Here is a 16,808-nt window from a genome sequence, read left to right as displayed (position 1 = left end):
GTCTACGAAGATTGTGTGGGCGGTTTCGCCTTCACTGGCCCTCTGAAGGGCGCTTACGGAGAACCTGCGTTGGAGCAAATCCTGCGCGTTCTCTCCACTTAAAACTCACAATCCTAGAAACGAAAGGAGGAGGCTTATGTCTGCTCGTATTCGCTATGCCTATTTGAAGGGGCAACCACTTCCTCAACTGGGCGGTCTATGAAGGGTCTCTTGAGCAGAACCCGTTCAAGACTGTTCGCTTTGACGGCAAGGTCCAACCGCAACCCTACGCGGCTCCAACGGACGCTGAGGTGAAGGCTCTGCTTGCGGCGAGAGACCCTGTCTTGGGCTCCGTGCTAGTCACTTGCTTGTTGTCGGGGTTGAGAGCGGGGGAAGCGACGGGCCTGCTCCGAGACGACCTGGTCGAAAAGGGTCAACAGGGCTTGTTTCTACTAGTGCGCCCCAATCGGCTTCGCCTGTTAAAGACCGATGCGGCGGAGCGAGAGGTTCCGTTGCACCCTCGGCTGGTCAAGGAGTTCCGCCGACTGCCCTCTGAGGGGCCTCTGTTCCCGTCTCTGAAGGTCAACGACGTGACGAAGCGCTTTGCTGTTCTCAGGCAGCGCCTGGGGTTGGAGCGACAGGGGTTGGTCTTCCACTCAACTCGCAAGTGGTTCGTAACCCAGTGCGAGCGCTCTGGCGTCCCGGAGCACTGGACGGCGTCTCTGGTTGGCCATCAATCGGCACGCTCTGAGAACGGGTTGACCTACGGGATCTACTCCGCCGGAATCTCGGATCAACAGAAGCGGTCGATCGTTGATCAGCTACGCCTGCCCAAATGAGCATCCCGAGCATCGAGGAGTTCGAAGAGAGGGCCGCTATCGCTCAGTTCGATGGTGGTTGCTCTCGTCGGGCAGCGGAGGACGTCGCAGCACGGTCTCAGGGCTTCCCTAGTGCTGAAGCCTACTGGCAGTGGTTGGCTGACTACGTGGTCAACCGGACTGTCTAAGACCTCTCCCTCGGCTGGCGTGTGCTGGCCGGGGGGGATTACTGGCTATGTTTTTTTTCTTTCCTCTGGTACCTTTGGTTCCCGTGGCTATTAGAGGACAGTTTTCATGGCTGTTACGCACCAACTAATTAAACCGCTAGACCTAGTTTACGTAAAGCTTTCAGGCGTTATTACCTTGCAGGAAATCAGCGAAGCTTTGCGAGCCTATGCTGCCGACAGCTCATTTCACCCAAAACATAGGCAACTTATAGATCTTCGCTCATTGGATGATGCTACGGTGGGTATGTGGGAGATGTCAGAATACAAGGATCTGTATGACAGTTTGTTTCCAAACTTGTCGAACCCTATTCCAGTCGCGATTGTGGCTTCGAGCTCTTTCGGGAAGCGGCTTAGCCGAATGTATTCGTTAGCCATTAGGGGCAGTCATGTTATAGATTTAAAGCTCTACAATGATTTAGATGCCGCATTGGAGCACCTACGAGTGCAAAAAGACACTTTTTACCAACATATGCAGTACCCAGATCAGGGAGTGGTTATTCCGTTTGGGCGCTCAAAGACGTGACACGATATCGAGGCCATTGCGGTTAATTGGGCCTCAGGCTCGCTCCCAAACCGCCCCGACGCTCACACTCCCTCTGGCCGCACCGTTCGCTCAGGCTCCACTGCCCCCCAGTGGTCGGTCCAGTCTGCCCCAGACACCCCAGCCAGCCTGCCCCAGTAACCGCCCCAGTCTGGCCCCCCACTCCAAAAAACCGTTGGCAATCATCGAGCGGCAAGGACTCCTACCATCCCAGCCAACTCTCTCAGATAGCTTGTAGAAAAAGCACTCACAGCTTCCCGGCTGGTCGAGAACCCTACGTTATGCCCCAGTTTCCGCCCCAGCCACTTGCCCTCCCAGCGGTCGGTCGTCTGTCCTTCGCTAGTGCTCAGTCGATCCGAAGTGCCCCAGTAAGGCAAACCAGTCGCCAGATCATTCTGGATCAGCTCGATGAGTATCTGAATGAAAGTAAGTTGGTAGTTGTTCCTCAGAGCGACTTGGTTAATCACATCAGCCAAGAGCTACAGGCCAATGCTAACCAAACACGACATCTCATGAACGACCTTGGTTGGCAGAAGGTAGGCCTCCAGCGAGATGTATGGGATCACCCGCCACCCCCGAAACACCCGAAAACTACTGGGGCGGAAACTGGGGCATAACGTAGGGTTCTCGACCAGCCGGGAAGCTGTGAGTGCTTTTTCTACAAGCTATCTGAGAGAGTTGGCTGGGATGGTAGGATTCGAACCTACGATCTACTGTACCAAAAACAGTTGCCCTACCGCTAGGCCACATCCCAACTCTGAGGGGCTAGTTACGCGCCCTTTGCGATGCTTTCAAGACTGTTGTTGAAAATTTTTGCGACTCTTTTGCACAAAAACGCTTATTCTCGGATTTCGTCGGGTTTTGCGCCCCAGAGAACAGTTTTGGGTGCCCAGCCTTTGTAGCCGCCGGCATTCAGTCGGCACCAGTCAGCGGTGCAACTGCCGAGCTTGGCGATCACGCCCATCTCGAGGCGGGCGCTTATCTGTGTTTCAGGGTCCGGGCGGATATGTAAGGCAACCAGATCGTCCTCAATGATCACCGTGCGCGAGCCTGACAACAGCGAGTAATGCACCCAGCCGCCAGCTCCGTCGCGGTCTCGGACGCGGCGCCAGTGGCCATATTCAGCGGTGACTTCGACAGGCATGCCACGACGTTTGAACACCCAGTCGATCTTGTGGCTCAGCGACGGCCCGCGGCGCACATTGCACTCGTCGGACTTGATCGAAACAAACCGCGGGATCGGCAGGTTGGTTACACTGCCGCGCGCACCATCCGCAAGCGCGCCGCCAGCGCTCATGAGCACTGCTAAGAAAAAACCGATCACACGTGTTTTCATGGGTTTGCCTGCTTTGCCTTCGTCTCTGCCGTGGTCATTTTTTGCGCAAGGTTCTTGTGCCTTGGCGTTCTATCGGTCAACCTGACATCAACGCGCGGAAAAGAAAAGCAAAGGAAGCTGTTTATGACATCTGAACGTCTGAGTGTTGTTGTCACGCGACGCCTGCCAGAGGCGGTAGAGGCCCGGCTGGGCGAGCTTTTTGATGTGCGCCTGCGCGAAGATGACACCCCGATGAGCCGCAGCGAGCTTGCCAGCGCGATGCAAGACGCTGACGTTTTGGTGCCAACATTGACAGATACGATTGATGCTAATCTGCTGGCACGGGCAGGTGGGAAGCTCAAGCTGATCGCCAATTATGGGGCCGGGTTTGACCATATTGATGTTGCTAGCGCTCGACAGCGAGGCATTCTAGTTTCCAACACGCCGGGGGTTTCGGCTGACGATACCGCCGATATGACCTTGGCTTTGATGATGGCTGTCACGCGTCGCATTCCCGAGGGCCTCGCTCTGATGAAAGACGGTGGCTTTTCCGGGTTCAATCCAACAGCGCTGTTGGGCACACGGATCGGCGGCAAGCGGATCGGTATCTTGGGCATGGGGCGTGTCGGCCAAGCTGTCGCGCGCAGGGCCAGCGCCTTTGGCATGCAGATACATTACCACAACCGCCGGCGCCTGCGTGAAGAGACGGAAACCGAACTTGGAGCAACCTACTGGGAGAGCCTTGATCAAATGGTGGCACGCATGGATGTGCTTTCTGTAAACTGTCCACACACACCTTCGACGTTTCACCTGATCAACGCGCGCCGCCTGAAGTTGATGAAGCCCGAAGCTGTGGTGATCAACACATCTCGCGGTGAGGTGATCGACGAAAATGCTCTCACACGGATGCTAAAGGCTGGGGAGCTTGCTGGCGCTGGGCTTGATGTATTTGAGCACGGTCTCGATCACGGTGGCGAAATGAACGCCGATCTGCGCGCGCTTGAAAATGTCGTGCTCTCGCCGCATATGGCCAGCGCGACACTTGAAGGGCGGCTTGAAATGGGCGAAAAAGTTATCATAAACATCAAGACATTTGACGATGGGCACCGCCCGCCTGATCAGGTTGTTCCGTCGATGCTATAAAGCATCAAGACGTCCGAAGTTACGAGTGCCGACAGTTTGAAACTGGCCCGTTTTGCGCAGGTGCGCGGCGGATATCTGGAGACACGAACATGCGGTTGATCAATTGGATTGTTGCAGGATTATGCTTTGCATCCCCCGTTTTTGCTCAGGAGACAGCCGATGCTGTTGCGCCTGAAACAGCGACGGCTTTGGGCGCAGAAACGCTCAATGAGGCAATAGCACAATCGCAAGCAGCCAAGGCTGCTGGCAAGCCCGTAGTAGCCCAAAACTGGATGCTCTCCGTGGCCAACCCCTATGCAGCCCAAGCCGGAGCGAAGGTGCTGGTTGAGGGCGGCACAGCAGCCGATGCTATGGTTGCTGTTCAGACTGTGTTGGGGCTGGTTGAGCCTCAAAGTTCGGGCCTCGGCGGCGGCGCCTTCCTCGTGTGGTATGACGCCGAGACAGGCAAGCTCAGCAGCCTTGATGGCCGCGAAACCGCACCTCTCGCGGCGCGCCCGACACTGTTTCTTGACGCACAGGGCGAGCCGCTGAAGTTCTACGATGCTGTCGTTGGAGGCCGCTCTGTCGGCACGCCGGGCACACCCGCGCTGATGCAAGAAGCCCACAGACGCTGGGGGAAGTCCAAGTGGGCCAGTCTGTTTTCACCCGCAATCGGGCTTGCCGAGAACGGCTTTCGTGTGTCGCCACGTCTGGCCGAGATGGTCGCAAATGATGCCGCACGGTTGCGCCATGACACTGCGACACGTGATTACTTCTTACCCGACGGGCACCCCATACTTGCAGGTCAAACGCTGGTAAATGCTGCCTACGCCAAAAGCCTGAGAGAGCTGGCCGGGCGGGGTGTCGGCGCGTTCTATTCCGGAGGCCTGGCGAAGGATATCGTTGCCAAAGTGCAAGGCGACGAGGACAACCCCGGCACCTTGGCTGCAATTGATCTCGCGCTCTATAAGGTGATCGAACGCGATCCCGTTTGTGCTGCCTATCGAGGCTATGAAGTCTGCGGAATGGGCGCGCCGTCGTCGGGCGGGCTGACAGTCGGGATGATCCTTGGCATGCTTGAGCAACACGACCTCACGTCAGCGCAAGATGCACAGGCCTGGCTTTTGCTGGGCGACGCGAGCCGCCTCGGGTTTGCCGACAGGGGGCGCTACATCGCCGATAGTGACTTTGTGCCAGTGCCAAGCAAGGGCCTGCTAGCGCCCGACTATCTGAGCAAGCGAGGCGCGTTGCTCGGCGGGCCTGAGGCGCTCACCGAAGTTGCCCCGGGCCAACCAGAGTTTGATCACAGCTACAACCTGGCCGATGACGAAGCAATCGAACTGCCCTCGACTTCGCATATCTCGATCGTTGACAGCTATGGTAACGCGCTTTCAATGACGACAACGGTTGAGAATGCTTTTGGCTCGCGGCTCATGGTCGGAGGGTTTTTGCTCAATAACGAACTAACAGATTTCTCCTTTCGCTCTCACCGCGACGGCGTGCCAATCGCCAACCGTGTCGAGCCGGGCAAGCGCCCGCGCAGCTCAATGGCACCAACAATTGTGCTCAAAGATGGTAAGCCCGTCGTCGTGCTCGGAAGCCCCGGCGGCTCGCGGATCATCCCCTATGTGGCCAAAACGCTGGTCGCGCATCTTGACTGGGGGCTTGATGCGCAACAGGCGGTCGCATTGCCGCATCTTGTCAACCGCTTTGGCGGGTATGATGTTGAAGAGGGCACCGATGCCGAAGGGATGGTCGCCCCGCTTCGTGAGATGGGCTTTGAAGTGAACACCCGCGCTCTGAACTCGGGCCTGCATATGATCGTGCTCAGCGAGGAGGGCCTGTCAGGCGGCGCCGACCCTCGCCGCGAAGGCATCGTGCTTGGCAAATAACCATGAGGTTTTCACCGGATTAACCCTGTTTTGACACAGTCTTGGGTAGAATGACCCGCGTTAACCAACAAAAGGTTACGAAGAGGTTGGTCCTATGTCGAGAACAGTACAGCTATCATTTCTGGCAATCGCGAGCTTCACCCTTGCGGGCGCCGACTACTATGTGCAAGCCACAGCGGCCGAGCACACTGTTCTCAGCTATGGCATTGAAAAATATCAGAAAAATGTCAAATTTCGCCTCAAAGAACTGAAAAGCCCGAATGCCGAAGAAGAGCAGTTCGCTGCGCGTGAAAAGCAATACAACAGGACTGGCCGCATCAAAACCCAAGCGCAGATACAAGCCGAGCGTAAGCGCGAAGTTGATGAAGTGATCCCCGAAGTCTGGTCGCATCTTTCAAGCAGCAACAAATCAGCTCGGAAACTTCCCCAGAACGGCAGCAGCCGCAAGAAAATGAGTTCATCGTTCAGGCGCATCCGTGTCGGTGATTAACCCGCAATAGGCTTGTGTCGAAACGCTTGAAGTCGCTTTTCTCCCAAACTGGTCGTGCGCTTACAGTGTGTTGGCGGCGCGATAGGTCATATCATATGCAAAGATATGCCTAGGGAGTCGGCGCATGAAAACTCAAGTTAAAGCACTCGTTGTTGGCGGCGGCGCGGTTGGCACCTCGATCGCCTATCACCTCGCAAAGGCGGGCTGGGATGATGTTATGCTCATCGAGCGCGACGAGCTGACCTCTGGCAGCACATGGCACGCGGCTGGCCTCTTGCCGCTGTTCAACATGTCCTACGCGACGACGCATATTCACAAATACTCGGTCGATTTCTACAAGTCTTTGGAAGAAGAGACAGGCCTGAACGCCGGTTTTGCTGTGGTTGGCAACCTGCGCATGGCTCAAACTGACGAGCGTATGGACGAGTATAAGCTCTACGCCTCGACAGCCGAAACCTGCGGCGTGCCTTATGAATGGCTTACGCCTGACGAGATCAAAACCCGCTGGCCGCTGATCAGAACCGATGACCTTAAAGGCGCGATCTACCACAACACCGACGGCTACATTAACCCCGCCGATGTGACGATGGCGATGGCCAAAGGCGCGCGTCAACGCGGAGTGATGATCGAGCGCAAATGGCAGGCCGATGCCTTCAATTGGACAGGCACGCACTGGGAAGTGACTTGCACCAAGATGGTCGAAAAGGGCGGCAACCTTGTGCCCTCTGACGAGCAAGTCGTGATCACCGCCGAACATGTTGTGACAGCATCAGGCAACCACGCGCAGCGCACCGCCAAGATGCTGGGTATCAAGATGCCCGCAATCCCTGTCGAGCACACATTTATTGTCATGGACCAAGACCCAGAGCTTGTAGAATGGCGTAAGACTAACCCCGAGCACCCCGTTGTGCGTGACGCTGACAGCCAGTCTTACGCTCGTGAAGAGCGCGGCGGCTGGATTCTCGGCATTTATGAGAAAGACGCGCCAGCCCGTTTCGAGCATGGCGTCCCCGACAGCTTCCGCGCCGATCTCTTCCCGCTCGATCTTGACCGCATCGCCGAGCAATATATGGCAATGACAGAGCGGGTGCCATCCTGCGCCGAGAGCGGCCTCAAAGACGACTTCAACGGCCCGATCTGCTACACACCCGACGGCAACCCGCTCGTTGGCCCGGCACCCGGCTTGCGCAATATGTGGCTCGCCGAGGGCTTCAGCTTTGGCATTACCGCAGCAGGCGGCACGGGCTATTACCTCGCGCAGATGATGGTCGATGGCGAGGCCGAGATCGACATGGCGAGCCTTGACCCCAAACGCTATTCCTCAAATTGGCTGACAACCGAGTTCGCCGCACGCAAGAACGAAGAGTGCTATGATCACGTCTATGTTTTGCACCACCCCGACGAAGAGCGCCCCGCCGCGCGCCCCTTGCGCACAGCCCCCGCGTTTGACCGTCAAAAAGCCCGCGGCGCACAGTTTGGCTGGGTCAACGGCTGGGAACGCCCTAACTACTTCGGCCCGCTGGATGCGCCCGAAAGCTTTGACCACGACGCGCGCTCTTTCCGCCGTGGCGGCTGGTGGCAGCACGCGGTTGATGAGGCAAAAGCCATCCGCGAAGGTGTTGGCCTGATCGACGCGACTGCCTTTAGCAAACACGTCGTCAAAGGCCCCGGAGCCACGCAGTTCTTGGACTGGTTCACCTGCAACAAACTCCCGCGCGTGGGCCGCATCAACCTGACTTACGCGCTCACGTCGCATGGCACGACGCGCACGGAATACACCATCGTGCGCAACGGCGAGAACAACTACTACCTCGTCTCCGCAGGCGCTTGGACAGAATACGATGCCGACTTCCTGCGCAAGGCTGCGGAAGACAAGATGGACGAGTTCGGCTATATCGAGATCCAGGATGTCACCACCCAATGGGGCGTTTTCGCCATCGCTGGCCCAAAGTCGCGTGATGTCTTGAAAGAGGTGATCGTTGACGCTGACCCCGAGACAGCCCTGTCAAACAAGCGCTTCCCTTGGCTCACCGCTCGCAAGATCGAGCTCGGCATGTGCCCCGTCAACGCCATCCGCGTGGCCTACACCGGCGAGCTTGGTTGGGAGTTGCACCATCCGATGGAGATGCAGAACTACCTGTTTGATCTGCTTGAGAAGGCCGGAGAGAAACACGGCATGAAGCTTGTCGGTGCAAGGGCGCAAAACTGGTTGCGCCAAGAAAAAAGCTACCGCGCCTTTGGCAACGAGCTTGGCCGCGACGCAACGCCTGCCGAGGCCGACTTGCCAAGGTTCATCGACTTGGAAAAAGACTTTCACGGCAAAGAGGCGATGCTCGCCAAGGGCATCCGCTCCAAGGCCTGCACGCTGCTCATCGACGGGCCAAGCGACGCCGACCCGTGGGGCCGCGAAGTGCTCTATACACCCGAGGGAACCCGCGTAGGGCGCCTCACATCCGGCGGCTATTCAGTCGCTTTCGGACAGTCGATCGGCATGGGTTACGTGACGCCCGAGTTGGCCGTCGAAGGCACCAAGCTGCAAGTCAAAATGCAGGACAAACTGTGGGATGCTGTGGTGACATGCGACAGCCCCTACGACCCGAAGAACGCGACGATCCGCCAAGATGGGTAGGTCACTCAGACTAATACTCGGCTTGGCCCTCGCGGTCATTGGCACATGGGCTTCGGCCGAAAGCACAGGTTTCAAAGCGCCAAGTGGCAACATACTTTGCTACACGATTGATCGCGACTGGGACACTGACGCGCTTCTGCCCGAGTCACAGCGCCGGCTGGCTTGCCTTGTTTGGGAGGTGCAATGGTCGCCGCCTCTCGACTTCGGCGATGATGACCTGACCTGCGATCTAGACCAAACCCGCATCGTGCTTTTGCCCTATGCAGGCCGCGGCAATGCGCGTTGGGTCTGCCATGGTGATGTGTTCTGGCCGCTGCCTTTGCCAAAGCTCGGCTATGGCTCTAGTTGGAACGTTTCGGGTTTCAACTGTAGCATGGCAAAAGACGGCGTGCGCTGTTCAAACAGCACAGGCAACGGCTTTCATATCCGCCGCGCAAAGCTCAAGTTCAACTAGCGCGCACGGGCCTTGAGCCAGCGGTTCCAAGCCTTGCGATTGCCGTGAAAGAGGTTGATATCAACCTCGCCTTCGATGCCCTCTATCAGCCCGGTGCTGGTGTATTGCCAGAAATGCCAGTCTTGGCCGGGGTAGGCCTGTTTGAGGGTTTTGGCCGTTGATCGCAGCCAGAACTCCTCGCCTTTCATGCGGCCAAGGTCGTTCTCTTTGAAGAACTTCGGGGTGGTGTAAATCACCGGGCGCTGACCATAGTGCTTCTCGATCAAACGCAGAAAAATTTGCATATCTTTGCGCACAGTGGCAGCGGGCGGGCGCAGTTTGCAGGTGGGTGAGAAGGGGTTCCACTCCATATCAAGCACCGGTGGCAGTGCGCCTTTGGCTTTGGGTACATTGCGGATGAACCAGCGCGCCTGAACCCGGGCGGGCGTGCAGAAATAGTAGAAGTGATACGCCCCAACAGGCACGCCGGCTTTGCGCGCCCCACGCCAATGGGACTTGAACATCGGATCAAGCAAGTCGCCGCCTTCAGTGGCCTTCACAAAAGCAAAGCTGACACCTGCCTTGCGAGCACGCCGCCAGTCGATACTTTCCTGAAAGCGCGCGGCGTCGATGCCGTGAACTGCGTATTTATGCGGGTGTCGTCCGGCAAAAGCGACAGGATCACTGTCCTTAAAGCGTGGCCCGGCGAGCGCCGGAGTAGCAAGAACAAGAAAGAGAGCAAAAACGCGCAACATATGACCAACCTGACGTGAAATGTATGAGGTCTAAAGTCACGGGTTGGGGCGGCCACGTCAACAGGCTTGTCGCAGCGCTAGGGGGTTTCCGCCTATCGGCCCTAGAAAACGCGGCGCGCAACAAATGACATGTTGTTAGCTGGCATTTCGATCACTTCGACAAGGTCCATACCGCTGGCTTGGATCCATTCGATGATGTCCCAGTCGTCTTTGTAGCCTACTTCAGGGTCTTCGGCCTGAAGCTTGGCGTGAAAGCTCGTGTCGCCCTCCGAGGTTGTTTCGCCATCACGCAGAAACGGGCCGTAAAGGTGCAAAACACCCTGCGGCGCGAGGGCTTGTCCAGCCTCGGCAATCAATGTGCGCGCTTCTGGCTCCGAGATCAGATGCAGCAGGTTGGCAAGGGTGATCAGCGCTTGGCCTTGGTGCTTTGTGTGCCAACCAACAGCCGTTGCGTTCAGCTCAACCGCTGGGGCGATGTTGTTGATATCAGTCGCATAGGCGTCGATGCTCGCACGGCGCACAGGATCAAGCTCGGTGGGTTGCCAGTGCAATTGCGGAATGCGCATGGCGAGGGTTGCGACATGCTGGCCAGTGCCTGAGGCAATCTCAAGTGCTGCGCCGCTATCGGGCGCATGGGCGCAAAGAACCTCGCTTATCGCCTCGACATTTTTGGCTGCTGAAGGGGCATACAACTGCGCGCCCTCGGCAGGCTGAGCGAAGCTGGCAACAGCAGAAAGATCACGCGGCTTTGACACTATGCAAACCTTTCAGGGCTAAGGGCGCTGACAGTGCCAGCATCCATTTCAGGCGCACGACCAAGGATTAGATCAGCGGCAAGCTGGCTGGCAGCAGGCGCAGTTTGAAAGCCGTAGCCGCCTTGCCCTGCATGCCAAAAAAAGCCGTCGGTGTGCACGTCAAACCCGACCGTCAGATGCCTGTCGGGAGAGAACGTGCGCAGGCCTGCCCAGTTCGCTTCAATCCGCGTGACAGGCTCGGTGACCAAGGCCTCATAGCGAGCGAGGCCCTCGGCAAGGACCATGTCATCAGCCCAGGCATCCATCGGCGGCATCGGGTGTTCTTCGGCCGGAGAGACGATAAGCGAGCCTGCATCGGGCTTGGCATACCAGCTTTCGCCAACTCCAAAGAACATCGGCCATTTGCTGACATCATGCCCTCCGGGCGCAGGGATGCGCACCATCGAACGGCGCAGCGGGGTGAAGCCAAGCGGTGTGACGCCCGCGAGCTTTGCAAGCTCGTCAACCCACGCGCCAGCGGCGTTGACAATGATCGCAGCCTCATAGGTGGCAGCCTCGGTGTGCACCGCCCAAGCCCCCGCGCCGCCGGTGATCGAAACCACCCGCGATTTGGTCTGTAGACGGCCGCCATGTGTGCGCAGCTCGCGGGCAAAATCCTGCACCATGCGGTCTGTGTCGATGTCCCATGCTCCGGCGTGATGAGAGGCATGGGCAACCTGCGCGCCATCCAAGATAGGGATCATTGCCAGCGCATCGGCTGGGCTGATCAACTCGAGCTTCAGCATCGCAGTGTCAGCCTCAAACTGCTCACGCTCGTTGGCCCGTGCCGCGATCAGCAGTCCGCGGTCACTAAGCAGCCCCGATTGGTGAAAGTAGTCAGCACTTGCTTTGCTCAAAGCAACTGTGGTGTCCAAACCATAATTGCTCTCATACAGCGCCGCCGATCGGCCGGAGGCGTGATAGGCCAAGACGTTTTCTGCCTCAAGCAATGTGACACTTGCGTGCGGCGCCAGACGCGCGGCAACAGATGTGCCCGCAATGCCGCCGCCAATGACGATGATGTCTGTCATGTTCTGCCCTCACTCAGTTTGGGCGAGGTTACGGCAGAGCAAACCCGAGCACCAACAAAAAAAGGCCCCGCAAACCTGCGAGGCCCTTCCTGAATTTTAGCTGAGTAAGTTTACTCGGGAATGTCGCCGGTGATGCCTTCAACGAAGAAGTTCATGCCAGCAAGGCCGTTGTCGCCATAGTCTTCAGCAGTTTCGCCCTCAGCCAACCATGCCGAACCGTCTTGCTTGTTGATAGGGCCTGTGAACGCGTGGTAGCTGCCGTCGGCCAAAGCCTCTTTCATCGCCAATGCTTCGGCTTTTACGTCAGCTGGTACTTTGTCGGTGATGTCACCAATGCCAACCATGCCAGCGCCGATGCCGTCCCATGTGCTTTTGCTTTCCCATGTGCCGTCCATAACCGCCTTTACACGGTCGATGTAGTAAGGGCCCCATGCGTCAATGATCGAGCTAACCCGTGGGCCGTCTTTGAACTCGGCCATGTCTGACGCCTGGCCAAAGCCGATGACGTTTCCAGCCGCTTCAGCCGCCGCCAAAGGCGCGGTTGAGTCAGTGTGCTGCAAGATCACGTCTGCGCCTTGTTCGATAAGAACCTTGGCCGCGTCCGCTTCTTTCGCAGGGTCAAACCATGTGAAGGCCCAAACGATTTTGAACTCTACGTCAGGGTTAACTTTCTTGGCGTGGATATAGGCCGAGTTGATGCCGCGAATAACTTCGGGGATCGGGAAAGAGCCGATATAGCCAACGATGTTTGACTTCGTCATCTTGCCGGCGATGTGGCCCTGAATGGCGCGGCCTTCATAAAAGCGTGCCGAGTAAACTGACACGTTGTCAGCCTGCTTGTAGCCTGTCGCGTGTTCGAACTTCACGTCAGGGAACTTCTTGGCGACGTTGATAGTCGGGTCCATATAGCCAAACGATGTGGTGAAGATCAGGTCAGCGCCTTGCAGCGCCATCTGTGTCATCACGCGCTCGGCGTCGGCACCTTCTGGCACGTTTTCAACGTAGGTTGTCTCAACCTTATCGCCAAACTCGGCTTCAACCGCGAGGCGGCCAACGTTGTGTTCATGTGTCCAGCCGCCATCGCCGATCGGGCCAACAAAGATAAAACCGACTTTGGTTTTGTCTTGAGCGAAGGCTGAAGTAGCCAGCCCGAGCGCCACGGCAGCTGTGGCGAGAATTTTGGTGAATTTCATGATCTGTAGTCTCCCTGATGCAGATTCTGTTTGTGAGTATAAGGTATTAGCTAGAGGCGTGAAAGATGCGCCCGAGCGAGGCCGGAGCGCGCGATTTATCCGCCGACATAATTACCAGCACGATGATGGTGATGATATATGGCGACATCGACAAGATTTCGACAGGCACAGAAACACCCGCTGCCTGCAAATTAAGCTGCAAAACGGTGACACCGCCGAAAAGCCAAGCACCCAACAAAACACGCCAGGGCTTCCAGCTGGCAAACACCACCAACGCAAGAGCGATCCAGCCAGCACCTGCTGTCATGCCTTCGGTCCATTGCGGCACGCGGATGAGGCTGATGTAAGCGCCGCCAAGCCCAGCGCAAGCACCGCCAAACATGATCGCCATCACACGAATACGCACAACCTTATAGCCAAGCGCATGGGCGGCATCATGGTTCTCTCCGACCGCGCGCAAGATAAGCCCAACACGGGTGTATTTGAGTGCCGCCCAAACGCCAGCAACGAGAGCGATACCGAGATATACAATGATATCATGGTTAAACAGCACGGTGCCAAAGAAAGGGATGTCAGAGAGCAGCGGGATATCAAGCTTGGGTGTTGCGGGCGGCTTGAGGCCGACATAACCCTGCCCGAGCAGCGCAGAAAGCCCGAGGCCAAACAGCGTTAGCGCCAAGCCGCTTGCCACTTGGTTTGCGAGTGCAACCTGAGTGAGCAATGCAAACAGCAGCGACAAAACCGCGCCACCAAGGGCCGCAAACAAAAAGCCGAGCGCTGGTGATCCGGTTAGAATCGTCGCCATGAAGCCGCAAATCGCGCCGGTGATCATCATGCCCTCGACACCAAGGTTCAAAACCCCCGCGCGCTCGACAACCAGCTCGCCGATACCGGCAATGAGGATGGGGGTTGCGGCCACAAGAAGCGAAGCGAGAAGGAGGGCAGGGTTGATTGCTGAAAGGTCCATCACACGGCCTCCTTGCGGCTAAGTTTGATGCGATAGTTGGTGAGCAGATCAACCGCGAGCAGGAAGAATAACAGCATGCCTTGAAACAACTGGATCGCCGCACTGGGCAAGCCGAGGTTGCCCTGCGCCATCTCGCCGCCGATATATGTCAGCGCCAGAAGCAGACCTGCAAAGAAGATGCCGACCGGATGCAACCGCCCGAGGAAGGCCACGATGATCGCGGTGAAGCCGTATCCGGAAGCGAAATCAATGCTCACTTGCCCCGATGGGCCGGACACTTCAAACATCCCCGCCAAGCCCGCCAAAGCACCTGACATGCCAAGGCAAAACAGGATGATGCGGTTGGGGTTTACCGAGCTGAACTTGGCCGCGCGCGGGGCCTCGCCTGTGAGCCGGATAGAAAAGCCGAGCATGTGCCGGTTGAGCAGCACATAGGCAAAAATCACCGCGATAAAGGCCGCCGCAACGCCCCAATGCATGCCCGTGCCGGTGATGATCTCGTCGTTAAAAGCGCTGGGGTAATCCTTGAGGTTACGAGAACCTGGGAAGCCCTGGCCTTCAGGGTTCTTGAGCAGCCCAAGTGACATTGATGCCAACAACTGATCGGCGACATAGACCAGCATAAGCGAAACCAGAATTTCGTTTGTCTGGAACTTCACTTTGAGCAGGGCAGGGATCATCGCCCAAGCCCAGCCACCCAATGCGCCAGCAATGATCATGATCGGGAAGATATACCAAGCTTCCATCGGGTAAAACGCCAGCCCGGCACCCGCGCCGCATATCGCCCCGACAATATACTGCCCTTCAGCACCAATGTTCCAGATGCCGGCCTTAAACCCGAGGCTAAGCCCGATCGCGATCAGGATCAGCGGCCCGCCTTTAACGAAAAGCTGGGGCCGGTAATAAAACGCGAACTCGCCGAACAGAGGGTCCCAAAAGATCGTTCGGATAGATTCAAACGGGTTCTTGCCGAGAGCCATAAACAGCAGGCCGCCAAAAAACATGGTCGCAAGAATAGCGATCAGTGGCGTGAGGTAAGCAAAAGCCTTTGACGGCTGCGGGCGTTTTTCAAGCGTCAGCATGTGCCGCCTCCATTCCATGTGCTCCGCCCATCATCAGGCCGATCTCGTCAATGCTCAGCCCCTTCGTGGGCCGCTTTTCTGTAAGCCGTCCTTCGTTGAGAGCAGCGAAGTTGTCAGCAACTTCCATTAGCTCGTCAAGGTCCTGACTGATCACGATCACGGCTGTTCCACCTGCTGCGAGGTCTAGTATGGCTTGCCTGATCGAGGCTGCTGCCAGCGCGTCTACGCCCCATGTCGGCTGGTTAACAACCAACACTTCTGGCGCTTGTAGCACCTCTCGGCCAATCACAAACTTTTGCAGGTTGCCGCCCGAAAGCGAGCGTGCAGCATTGTCCGGCCCCGGTGTGCGCACGTCAAACTTCTCGATGATCTCTTCAGCAAACGCGCGCGTCTTGCCCCACTTCAGAAAGCCTCTCTCTGAAAGCCCCCGCCGCACATTGCCCGACAAAAGAGCATTTTCCGTTAGGCTCATGTCAGGTGCTGCGGCATGTCCGAGGCGCTCTTCCGGCGCGGTGAGCAATCCCAAAGCACGCCGGGCGTTCGGCGCAAGGTTGCCGATAGCTTTGCCGTTCATCTTCAGGGCGTTCGTGTCAACACGCACCTCGCCAGACAGGGCGAGCAGCATCTCGTCTTGGCCGTTGCCCGCTACGCCGCCAATTCCAAGCACTTCACCGGCGCGCAGCCGCATATGAAGGTTCTTCAATGCAGTCCCGAATTCGCTGGGCGAAGGCATCGAAAGCCCGGATATATCAAGCACCACTTCCCCAAGGTCGGCTCCCGCGCTCTTGGGTGTTTGCAGTTCGGTGCCCACCATCAACTCGGCCATGTCCCGCGCACTTGTCTCGGCGGGAATGCAAGTGCCGACGTTTTTGCCAAGCCGTAAAACTGTCGCCGCATCGCAAAGTGTGCGGATCTCTTCAAGCTTGTGAGAAATGTAAAGAATAGCCACGCCCTCAGCCGTCAGCTTGCGCAGTGTCTCAAACAGAATATCAACTTCCTGCGGAGTCAAAACCGAGGTCGGCTCATCCATGATCAAAAGCTTGGGGTCTTGCAGCAAACAACGGATGATCTCAACGCGCTGACGCTCACCTGCCGACAAATCGCCAACCGTGCGGTAAGGGTCTAGCGGCAACCCGTATTCCTCCGAAACCGAGCGAATACGCTCAGCCAAGTCGCGCATTGGTGGCGGGTTTTCCATTCCGAGCGCAATGTTCTCGGCAACATCCAGCGCGTCAAACAGTGAGAAATGCTGAAACACCATCGCTACGCCCGAAGCTCGCGCAGCCCGCGGTTCCGCCGGAGTGAACGGAGCGCCATTCATTGTCATCACGCCGCTGTCAGGTTTCACAAGGCCGTAGATCATCTTCACCAAAGTTGACTTGCCCGCCCCGTTTTCCCCAAGTAAAGCATGCACTTCGCCTTGTTTGATCTCAAATGATACGGAGTCGTTTGCAACCACACCAGGGTAGGCCTTTGTGAGTTTGTCGATGGTCAACAAAGTTTCTGTCACTCAGTGTTTCCCTTTGGTTTGTGGCCTCTC

Annotated in this window: 15 protein-coding genes and 1 tRNA gene; 7 read left to right on the top strand and 9 right to left on the bottom strand. The window is 57.3% G+C overall.

Going from position 1 to position 16,808, the window contains the following annotated elements; genetic code table 11:
- Positions 1 to 290 precede the first annotated feature (290 nt).
- Positions 291 to 818 (top strand): tyrosine-type recombinase/integrase, encoded by a 528-nt coding sequence (locus tag KO498_RS15120; protein ID WP_354667669.1) that lies wholly within the window; start codon positions 291 to 293, stop codon positions 816 to 818.
- A gap of 273 nt (positions 819 to 1,091) precedes the next feature.
- On the top strand, positions 1,092 to 1,547 hold the full coding sequence (locus KO498_RS15115; protein ID WP_215960752.1) for a hypothetical protein: 456 nt from the start codon (positions 1,092 to 1,094) through the stop codon (positions 1,545 to 1,547).
- A 697-nt stretch (positions 1,548 to 2,244) separates the two neighbouring features.
- Here the strand turns inward: KO498_RS15115 and KO498_RS15110 are convergent.
- Together KO498_RS15110 and KO498_RS15105 are read right to left on the bottom strand one after the other, a co-directional pair.
- A tRNA-Gln gene (locus tag KO498_RS15110) sits at positions 2,245 to 2,319 on the bottom strand.
- 84 nt (positions 2,320 to 2,403) lie between these two features.
- Positions 2,404 to 2,901, bottom strand: a complete 498-nt coding sequence (locus tag KO498_RS15105) for an SH3 domain-containing protein (protein WP_215960751.1) — start codon at positions 2,899 to 2,901, stop codon at positions 2,404 to 2,406.
- Between the two features lie 123 nt (positions 2,902 to 3,024).
- On the opposite strand from KO498_RS15105, the gene KO498_RS15100 reads away from it, so the two are divergent.
- From KO498_RS15100 to KO498_RS15080, 5 genes are all read left to right on the top strand, one after another.
- Positions 3,025 to 4,023 (top strand): 2-hydroxyacid dehydrogenase, encoded by a 999-nt coding sequence (locus KO498_RS15100; protein ID WP_215960750.1) that lies wholly within the window; start codon positions 3,025 to 3,027, stop codon positions 4,021 to 4,023.
- Positions 4,024 to 4,112: 89 nt separating this feature from the next.
- Positions 4,113 to 5,894 carry a gamma-glutamyltransferase gene (gene ggt, locus KO498_RS15095; protein ID WP_215960749.1) on the top strand — a complete coding sequence of 594 codons (1,782 nt, stop codon included), beginning with the start codon at positions 4,113 to 4,115 and terminating at the stop codon, positions 5,892 to 5,894.
- A 94-nt stretch (positions 5,895 to 5,988) separates the two neighbouring features.
- Entirely contained in the window at positions 5,989 to 6,384 is a 396-nt protein-coding gene (locus KO498_RS15090; protein ID WP_215960748.1) for a hypothetical protein, read from the top strand.
- Between the two features lie 124 nt (positions 6,385 to 6,508).
- On the top strand, positions 6,509 to 9,013 hold the full coding sequence (locus tag KO498_RS15085; protein ID WP_215960747.1) for a GcvT family protein: 2,505 nt from the start codon (positions 6,509 to 6,511) through the stop codon (positions 9,011 to 9,013).
- Positions 9,006 to 9,467, top strand: coding sequence for a DUF6636 domain-containing protein (locus KO498_RS15080; RefSeq protein ID WP_215960746.1), 462 nt, complete (start codon positions 9,006 to 9,008; stop codon positions 9,465 to 9,467). Before KO498_RS15085 ends, KO498_RS15080 begins: the two co-directional genes overlap by 8 nt.
- Here KO498_RS15080 and KO498_RS15075 read toward each other — a convergent pair.
- The 7 genes from KO498_RS15075 to KO498_RS15045 form a co-directional block, all read right to left on the bottom strand.
- A complete protein-coding gene (locus KO498_RS15075) occupies positions 9,464 to 10,201 on the bottom strand; it encodes a glycoside hydrolase family 25 protein (RefSeq protein ID WP_215960745.1) in 738 nt (245 codons plus the stop codon). The genes KO498_RS15080 and KO498_RS15075 overlap by 4 nt on opposite strands.
- A 101-nt stretch (positions 10,202 to 10,302) precedes the next feature.
- Positions 10,303 to 10,956 (bottom strand): DUF938 domain-containing protein, encoded by a 654-nt coding sequence (locus tag KO498_RS15070; protein ID WP_215960744.1) that lies wholly within the window; start codon positions 10,954 to 10,956, stop codon positions 10,303 to 10,305.
- Positions 10,956 to 12,026: an NAD(P)/FAD-dependent oxidoreductase gene (locus tag KO498_RS15065; RefSeq protein ID WP_215960743.1), complete on the bottom strand. Its 1,071-nt coding sequence runs from the start codon at positions 12,024 to 12,026 to the stop codon at positions 10,956 to 10,958. The genes KO498_RS15070 and KO498_RS15065 overlap by 1 nt, the downstream gene beginning before the upstream one ends.
- A gap of 110 nt (positions 12,027 to 12,136) precedes the next feature.
- A complete protein-coding gene (locus KO498_RS15060) occupies positions 12,137 to 13,219 on the bottom strand; it encodes a BMP family ABC transporter substrate-binding protein (RefSeq protein WP_215960742.1) in 1,083 nt (360 codons plus the stop codon).
- 46 nt (positions 13,220 to 13,265) lie between these two features.
- Positions 13,266 to 14,186: an ABC transporter permease gene (locus tag KO498_RS15055; RefSeq protein ID WP_215960741.1), complete on the bottom strand. Its 921-nt coding sequence runs from the start codon at positions 14,184 to 14,186 to the stop codon at positions 13,266 to 13,268.
- The gene (locus KO498_RS15050; RefSeq protein ID WP_215960740.1) at positions 14,186 to 15,268 is read right to left on the bottom strand and encodes an ABC transporter permease; all 1,083 of its coding nucleotides are present in this window, start codon (positions 15,266 to 15,268) and stop codon (positions 14,186 to 14,188) included. The genes KO498_RS15055 and KO498_RS15050 overlap by 1 nt, the downstream gene beginning before the upstream one ends.
- Positions 15,255 to 16,778 (bottom strand): ABC transporter ATP-binding protein, encoded by a 1,524-nt coding sequence (locus KO498_RS15045; protein WP_215960739.1) that lies wholly within the window; start codon positions 16,776 to 16,778, stop codon positions 15,255 to 15,257. Before KO498_RS15045 ends, KO498_RS15050 begins: the two co-directional genes overlap by 14 nt.
- Between the last annotated feature and the right edge of the window lie 30 nt (positions 16,779 to 16,808).

Source organism: Lentibacter algarum, from assembly GCF_018860975.1.
GTDB lineage: Bacteria > Pseudomonadota > Alphaproteobacteria > Rhodobacterales > Rhodobacteraceae > Lentibacter > Lentibacter algarum_A.
The sequence above is the reverse complement of the archived record's forward strand: the minus strand, read 5'-3'. Positions and strand labels throughout refer to the sequence as shown.

Excerpts from the sequence above, each read along its gene's own strand:
- KO498_RS15115 (WP_215960752.1), top strand. The coding sequence starts at position 1,092 with ATGGCTGTTACGCACCAACTAATTAAACCGCTAGACCTAGTTTACGTA.
- KO498_RS15105 (WP_215960751.1), bottom strand. The coding sequence starts at position 2,901 with ATGAAAACACGTGTGATCGGTTTTTTCTTAGCAGTGCTCATGAGCGCT.
- KO498_RS15100 (WP_215960750.1), top strand. The coding sequence starts at position 3,025 with ATGACATCTGAACGTCTGAGTGTTGTTGTCACGCGACGCCTGCCAGAG.
- ggt (WP_215960749.1), top strand. The coding sequence starts at position 4,113 with ATGCGGTTGATCAATTGGATTGTTGCAGGATTATGCTTTGCATCCCCC.
- KO498_RS15090 (WP_215960748.1), top strand. The coding sequence starts at position 5,989 with ATGTCGAGAACAGTACAGCTATCATTTCTGGCAATCGCGAGCTTCACC.
- KO498_RS15085 (WP_215960747.1), top strand. The coding sequence starts at position 6,509 with ATGAAAACTCAAGTTAAAGCACTCGTTGTTGGCGGCGGCGCGGTTGGC.
- KO498_RS15080 (WP_215960746.1), top strand. The coding sequence starts at position 9,006 with ATGGGTAGGTCACTCAGACTAATACTCGGCTTGGCCCTCGCGGTCATT.
- KO498_RS15075 (WP_215960745.1), bottom strand. The coding sequence starts at position 10,201 with ATGTTGCGCGTTTTTGCTCTCTTTCTTGTTCTTGCTACTCCGGCGCTC.
- KO498_RS15065 (WP_215960743.1), bottom strand. The coding sequence starts at position 12,026 with ATGACAGACATCATCGTCATTGGCGGCGGCATTGCGGGCACATCTGTT.
- KO498_RS15060 (WP_215960742.1), bottom strand. The coding sequence starts at position 13,219 with ATGAAATTCACCAAAATTCTCGCCACAGCTGCCGTGGCGCTCGGGCTG.
- KO498_RS15055 (WP_215960741.1), bottom strand. The coding sequence starts at position 14,186 with ATGGACCTTTCAGCAATCAACCCTGCCCTCCTTCTCGCTTCGCTTCTT.
- KO498_RS15050 (WP_215960740.1), bottom strand. The coding sequence starts at position 15,268 with ATGCTGACGCTTGAAAAACGCCCGCAGCCGTCAAAGGCTTTTGCTTAC.